This window comes from Serratia sp. MF1(2023) (assembly GCF_030954545.1).
GTDB classification, from domain to species: Bacteria; Pseudomonadota; Gammaproteobacteria; order Enterobacterales; family Enterobacteriaceae; genus Serratia; species Serratia sarumanii.
Map to the genome: position 1 here is coordinate 1 of NZ_JAVHUX010000033.1, position 6687 is coordinate 6687.

Consider the following 6687-nt stretch of genomic DNA (forward strand, 5'->3'; position numbering starts at 1 on the left):
GAGCTATTCCCGCGTCGCATAGGTACTGCTTGATACTGCTTTATTTATTCATCATGCCGCATCGCGACATTGTTGAATTTGGAGCGGGAAACGAGACTCGAACTCGCGACCCCGACCTTGGCAAGGTCGTGCTCTACCAACTGAGCTATTCCCGCCCGGCGTATCGATGGTGGAACGTTACGAAATTCTTCATCGGTACGGGGTGCGCATTATACGAGAAATCCTTTTTGCCGCAAGCCCCTGAAAGCAAAAAAACGCGATTTTTGTTTGATTGCCGATTAAAGCGCCAGATTGGCGAATTAAGCGGCTAAAACCGGCGTTTTTTCCCCGCAGAGGCCCTCGCACCTTAGAGCTGGATGAAATGTTCGCGGTAATACGCCAGTTCGGCCACCGATTCACGAATGTCGTCCAGCGCCTGATGGGTGCCCTGCTTTTTAAAGCCGGCGAGAATTTCCGGCTTCCAGCGGCGCGCCAGCTCCTTCAGCGTGCTGACGTCCAGGTAGCGGTAATGGAAGTAGGCCTCCAGCTCCGGCATATAGCGGAACAGGAAACGGCGATCCTGGCCCACGCTGTTGCCGCAGATCGGCGATTTGCCGGCCGGCACCCACTGCTGCAGGAAGGCTATCGTTTCCAGCTCGGCGGCGCGATCGTCCTGGCGGCTGGCTTTCACCCGCTCCACCAGCCCGCTGCCGGTATGGGTGCGCACGTTCCACTCGTCCATCAGCGCCAGCTGTTCGTCGGACTGATGCACGGCGATCACCGGCCCTTCCGCCAGGATGTTCAGGTTGGCATCGGTGACCAGCGTGGCGATCTCGATGATGCGGTCACGCTCGGGATCTAGCCCGGTCATCTCCAAATCGATCCAAATCAGGTTATTTTCGTTTCCTGTCATGATGTTTCCTGCCTAAAAGCCGAGAGAAAAACGCTGTGCGGACGAGACGGCGGGCGCCGCCGGTGGCGACGCGCCGCAGCCGACGGCTAACAACGGTTATTTAATATAAAATAGCGTGTATCATAGTCTTTTTGGTCGCCCTGGGCGACATATACCCCGACGGGTTCAAGGCTGCGGCCGGGAAAGGCCCCAACCGCCGCCGTACGTGTAAAGGTATAAAATCGAGTCAAGTGAGGCGCAGTGAGTAAGAACAAACTGTCCAAAGGTCAGCAACGCCGCGTGCAGGCGAACCATCAGCGCCGTCTGAAGCGCGCTGATAACAAACCGGAACCGGATGATTCCCAACTGGGCGAGCCGCAGGAAGGCGTCGTCATCAGCCGTTTCGGCATGCACGCCGACGTTGAGGCGCCGGATGGCACTCAGCACCGCTGCAATATCCGCCGCACGCTGCGTTCGCTGGTGACCGGCGATCGCGTGGTGTGGCGCCCCGGCCTGGGCACCCATGAAGGGGTGAAGGGCATCGTGGAAGCGGTGCACGAACGCACCTCGGTGCTGACGCGCCCGGACTTCTACGACGGCGTGAAGCCGATCGCCGCCAATATCAATCAGATCGTCATCGTGTCGGCGATCCTGCCCGAGCTGTCGCTGAACATCATCGACCGCTATCTGGTGGCCTGCGAAACGCTCGAAGTCGAGCCGCTGATCGTGCTTAACAAAATCGACCTGCTGGACGCCGAAGCGCGCAAGCTGGTCGACGGCATGATGGATATCTATCGCAAGATTGGCTACCGGGTGCTGGAAGTCTCCAGCCAGACGCGAGAAGGCATGGCGGAGTTCGAACAGGCGCTGGCCGGGCGCATCAGCATTTTCGCCGGCCAGTCCGGCGTCGGCAAATCCAGCCTGCTGAATGCGCTGCTGCCGCCGTCCGAAGAGCAAATTCTGGTAAATCAGGTTTCCGACGTATCGGGCCTCGGGCAACATACCACCACCGCCGCGCGGCTGTACCATTTCCAGCACGGCGGCGACGTGATCGACTCCCCGGGGGTGCGCGAGTTTGGCCTGTGGCACCTGGAGCCGGAACAAATCACCCGCGGATTTGTCGAATTCCGTGATTATTTAGGCGGTTGCAAATTCCGCGACTGCCGCCACGATACCGATCCCGGCTGCGCCATCCGCGCGGCGATGGAGAAAGGCGATATCGCGGAAGAGCGTTTCGACAACTATCACCGCATTCTGGAAAGCATGGCGCAGGTGAAGGTTCGCAAGAACTTCACGGACGCCGCAGACTGACACTGACGGGCGGGCATTGACGACGGCGAGGCCCTCGTTACAATGCGCGCCCTTTACCCTGATTCACGAGGTTAACGTGCTGGATAGCATCAAGATTAAATTGCAATATTGGCTACCGAAGCTGGCGCTGACCCGCCTGGCGGGCTGGGGCGCCGACAAACGGGCCGGCTGGCTGACCCAACTGGTGATCAAGGCCTTCGCCCGCTTCTACCGCGTGGACATGCAGGAAGCGCAAAATCCGGACCTGGCGTCTTACGCCACCTTCAACGACTTCTTCGTGCGTCCGCTGCGCGATGGCGCACGCCCAATCATCGCCGACGCCAACTGGCTGGCGCTGCCCGCCGATGGCGCCATCAGCCAGCTCGGCCCGATCCGCGACGATCAAATCTTCCAGGCCAAAGGCCATCACTACAGCCTGGAAGCGCTGCTGGCCGGCAACTACCTGCTGGCCGAACCGTTCCGCAACGGCCTGTTCGCCACGACCTATCTGGCGCCGCGCGATTACCACCGCGTGCACATGCCGTGCGCCGGCGTGCTGCGCGAAATGATCTATGTGCCGGGCGATCTGTTCTCGGTCAACCCGCTCACCGCCGCCAACGTGCCTAACCTGTTCGCGCGCAACGAGCGCGTGATCTGCGTGTTCGACACCGACATCGGGCCAATGGTGCAAATTCTGGTCGGCGCCACCATTGTCGGCAGCATCGAAACCGTTTGGGCCGGCACCGTCACACCGCCGCGCGAAGGCATCATCAAACGCTGGACCTACCCGGCCGCCGGTGAAGAGGGCGCCATCGCGCTGGAAAAAGGCGCCGAGATGGGCCGCTTCAAGCTTGGCTCCACGGTGATCAATCTGTTTACCGCAGGCAGCGTGCAACTCGCGCCGCAGTTGCAAAACGGCACCGTCACCCGCATGGGTGAGGCGTTCGCCGAAATCCCGGCCGCCGCTGAAACACCACAGACCCCGCTCTAAAGGAATCGACGCCGTGCGCCTGATCATCACGCTTTTGCTCGGTTGCCTGCTGTGGCAACCGGCGCTGGCCGCTCCCCTGCCGACCGAGACCCAGCTCAAGCAAGAGCTGAAGCAGGCGGAAAGCAGCAAAAACGCGCCGAATCAGGCGGAGACCACCGAGGCGCTGCAAAGCGCCCTCAACTGGCTGGCGGAGCGTAAAGAGTCGCAGACTCGCTCCGAGCAGTATCAGAGGGTGATCGACGATTTCCCGAAGATGACGCAGGAACTGCGCCGCCAGCTGGTGCTGGAAAGCAACAAGATCCTGCCGAACGGCGACGATCTGCCGGCCGCCGAGTTGGAACAGCAGATCCTGCAAACCAGCAGTCTGCTGCTGGAACAGGCGCGCCTGCTGCAGCAAGAGCAGGATCGCACGCGGGAAATCAGCGATTCGCTCGGCCAGCTGCCGCAGCAGCAGACCGACGCCCGCCGTGCGCTGACGGAAGTGCAGCGCCGCCTGCAGGCGCAGCCCGCCAACCCGACCACGCCGTACGCGCAGGCCGCCCTGGCCCTGCTGCAGACCGAAGCCGCGGCGCGCAAGGCCAAAGTGGATGAGCTGGAACTGGCGCAGCTGTCGGCCAACAACCGGCAGGAGCTGGCGCGCATGCGCGCCGAAGTCTATAAAAAGCGCCACGAGAAAATAGACGTTCAACTGCAGGCGCTGCGCAACAACCTCAACGCCCAGCGCCAACGCGAAGCGGAACAGGCGCTGGAAAAAACCGAGCAGCTGGCCGAGCAGAACGGCGATTTGCCAAAAAGCATCAGCCAACAGCTGCAGATCAACCGCGAACTGTCCGCCGCGCTGAACAGCCAGGCGCAGCGCATGGATCTGATTTCATCGCAGCAGCGGCAGGCGGCGGCGCAGACGCTGCAGGTGCGCCAGGCGCTGAGCACCATCATCGAGCAGGCCCAGTGGCTCGGTTCGTCGTCGGCGCTGGGGGAAACCCTGCGCGCCCAGGTGGCGACGCTGCCGGAAATGCCCAAGCCGCAACAGCTGGACGGCGACATGGCCCAGCTGCGCGTGCAGCGCCTGCAGTTTGAAACTCAGTTGGAAAAACTGTCGCAGCGCGAATTCAAGCGCGACGACGGCAGCGCGCTGACCAACCAGGAGCAGCGCATCGTCGATGCCCAGCTGCGCACCCAGCGCGAGCTGCTGAACTCGTTGTTGTCCGGTTGCGACACCCAAATCCTCGAGCTGACCAAGCTGAAGGTGGCCAACACCCAGTTGATCGATGCGTTGAACGAAATTCGCGACGCCACCCACCGCTATCTGTTCTGGGTGCCGGACGTCAATCCGATCAACTTCTCTTATCCGCTCAACGTGGCGCACGATCTGACGCGCGTTCTGTCGCTGGACACGCTGTCGCAGCTCGGCGGCGCCTTCATGATGATGGTGACCAGCCGCGAAACGCTGATCCCGATCTTCGGCGCCCTGCTGCTGGTGATTTTCAGCATCAGTTCGCGCAAGCACTACCACGCCTTCCTCGAGCGCGCCAGCAGCCGCGTCGGCAAGGTGACGCAGGACGAATTCTTCCTGACGGTGCGCACCGTGTTCTGGTCGATTCTGGTGGCGATGCCGCTGCCGGTGCTGTGGGCCGCGCTCGGCTACGGCCTGCAGAGCGCCTGGAACTACCCGGTGGCGGAAGCGATCGGCAAAGGGGTGACCGCCACGCTGCCGATCCTGTGGATCTGCATGATCTGCGCCGCCTTCGCCCACCCGCAAGGGTTGTTCATCGTGCACTTCCGCTGGCCGGCGAAGCAGGTTTCGCGCGCCATGCGCTACTACAAGATGTCGATCTGGCTGATCGTGCCGCTGATCATGGCGCTGATCACCTTCGATAGCCTGAAAGAGCGCGAGTTCGCCAACACGCTGGGGCGGCTGTGCTTCATTCTGCTGTGTCTGGCGCTGGCGCTGGTCACCCACAGCCTCAAGCGCGCCGGCATCCCGCTGTATCTGGATAAAAACGGCTCCGGCGACAACATGCTCAACAGCGCCTTCTGGGGGCTGCTGCTGTCGGCGCCGCTGCTGGCGGCGCTGGCGTCGAGCGTCGGTTATCTCACCACCGCGCAGGCGCTGTTGGCGCGCCTGGAAACCTCGGTGGCGATCTGGTTCCTGCTGCTGGTCGTCTACCACATCATCCGCCGCTGGATGCTGATCCAACGGCGACGCATCGCCTTCGACCGCGCCAAACAGCGCCGCGCGGACATTCTGGCCCAGCGCGCCCGCGGCGAAGACGAAACCTCGCATACCCCGAACAGCACCGAAGGTTCGGTGGATATGGACTACTCAGAGATAGACCTGGATACCATCAGCGCCCAGTCGCTGCGGCTGGTGCGTTCGATCCTGACGCTGATCGCGCTGGTGTCGGTGATCGTTTTGTGGTCGGAGATCCACTCCGCCTTCAGCTTCCTGGAAAATATCTCGCTGTGGGACGTGACCTCGACGGTCAACGGCGTGGAAACCGCCCACCCGATCACCCTCGGCGCAGTGCTGATCGCCATTCTGGTATTGATCATCACCATGCAGCTGGTGCGCAACCTGCCGGCGCTGCTGGAACTGGCGGTGCTGCAGCACCTGGATCTGTCGCCGGGCACCGGTTACGCCATCACCACCATCACCAAATACCTGCTGTTGCTGTTCGGCGCCATTCTCAGCTTTTCCTGGATCGGCATCGAATGGTCGAAACTGCAGTGGGTGGTCACCGCGCTCAGCGTGGGTCTCGGCTTTGGCATGCAGGAGATTTTCTCCAACTTCATCTCCGGCCTGATCATCCTGTTCGAGAAGCCGATCCGCATCGGCGATACCGTAACGATCCGCAACCTGACCGGCACGATAACCAAGATCAATACCCGCGCGACCACCATCGCTGATTGGGACCGCAAAGAGATCATCGTGCCGAACAAGGCGTTCATCACCGAGCAGTTCGTCAACTGGTCGCTCTCGGACGCCATCACCCGCGTGGTGCTGACCGTGCCGGCCCCGGGCGAGGCCAATAGCGAAGAGGTGACCAAGATCCTGATGAACGCCGCCGAGCGCTGTTCGCTGGTGCTGGACAATCCGGTGCCGGAAGTCTACCTGGTCGATCTGCAACAGGGCATTCAGATCTTCGAGATGCGTATTTACGCCGCCGAGATGGGCCACCGCATGCCGCTGCGCCACGAGATCCACCAGCTGATCCTGGCGGGCTACCGCGAGCACGGCATCACGCTGCCGTACCCGCCGTTCCAGGTACGCACCGAGACGCTGTCGCGGCTGACCAACAACGGCCGTACGCCGCCGTCCACGCCGGCGCCGAACACCAAGCGCGACGCCGGGGGGCTGTAAGCGGTTCTCGCGATAAAAAAAGGGCCGGCAAATGCCTAATGCCGATCGTTTAAGGATCAATTGACCGATCCGGTAGTTGCTGTAAAAAGGGTCCATGGCATCATCATGGACCCTTAAAATGGAACTTTCCCAGGCTCTTGGCATTATCAATTTCACCACACCCGAGCGTGCTCG

General features: G+C 61.7%; 4 protein-coding genes and 1 tRNA gene. 3 read left to right on the top strand and 2 right to left on the bottom strand.

Annotated features, from left to right (window positions below; translation table 11 throughout):
* Positions 1–79 precede the first annotated feature (79 nt).
* A tRNA-Gly gene (locus REA38_RS16145) sits at positions 80–155 on the bottom strand.
* 191 nt (positions 156–346) lie between these two features.
* Positions 347–892, bottom strand: a complete 546-nt coding sequence (gene orn / locus REA38_RS16150; RefSeq protein WP_033636776.1) for an oligoribonuclease — start codon at positions 890–892, stop codon at positions 347–349.
* 240 nt (positions 893–1132) lie between these two features.
* Here orn and rsgA point away from each other — a divergent pair, with 240 nt between their 5' ends.
* The 3 genes from rsgA to mscM all read left to right on the top strand — a co-directional run bounded on the left by rsgA (position 1133) and on the right by mscM (position 6513).
* Positions 1133–2182 carry a small ribosomal subunit biogenesis GTPase RsgA gene (gene rsgA, locus REA38_RS16155; protein WP_004929686.1) on the top strand — a complete coding sequence of 350 codons (1050 nt, stop codon included), beginning with the start codon at positions 1133–1135 and terminating at the stop codon, positions 2180–2182.
* 76 nt (positions 2183–2258) lie between these two features.
* A complete protein-coding gene (asd, locus tag REA38_RS16160) occupies positions 2259–3152 on the top strand; it encodes an archaetidylserine decarboxylase (RefSeq protein WP_033636775.1) in 894 nt (297 codons plus the stop codon).
* A gap of 13 nt (positions 3153–3165) precedes the next feature.
* The gene (gene mscM, locus REA38_RS16165; RefSeq protein WP_308886236.1) at positions 3166–6513 is read left to right on the top strand and encodes a miniconductance mechanosensitive channel MscM; all 3348 of its coding nucleotides are present in this window, start codon (positions 3166–3168) and stop codon (positions 6511–6513) included.
* The last annotated feature ends 174 nt before the right edge of the window (positions 6514–6687 follow it).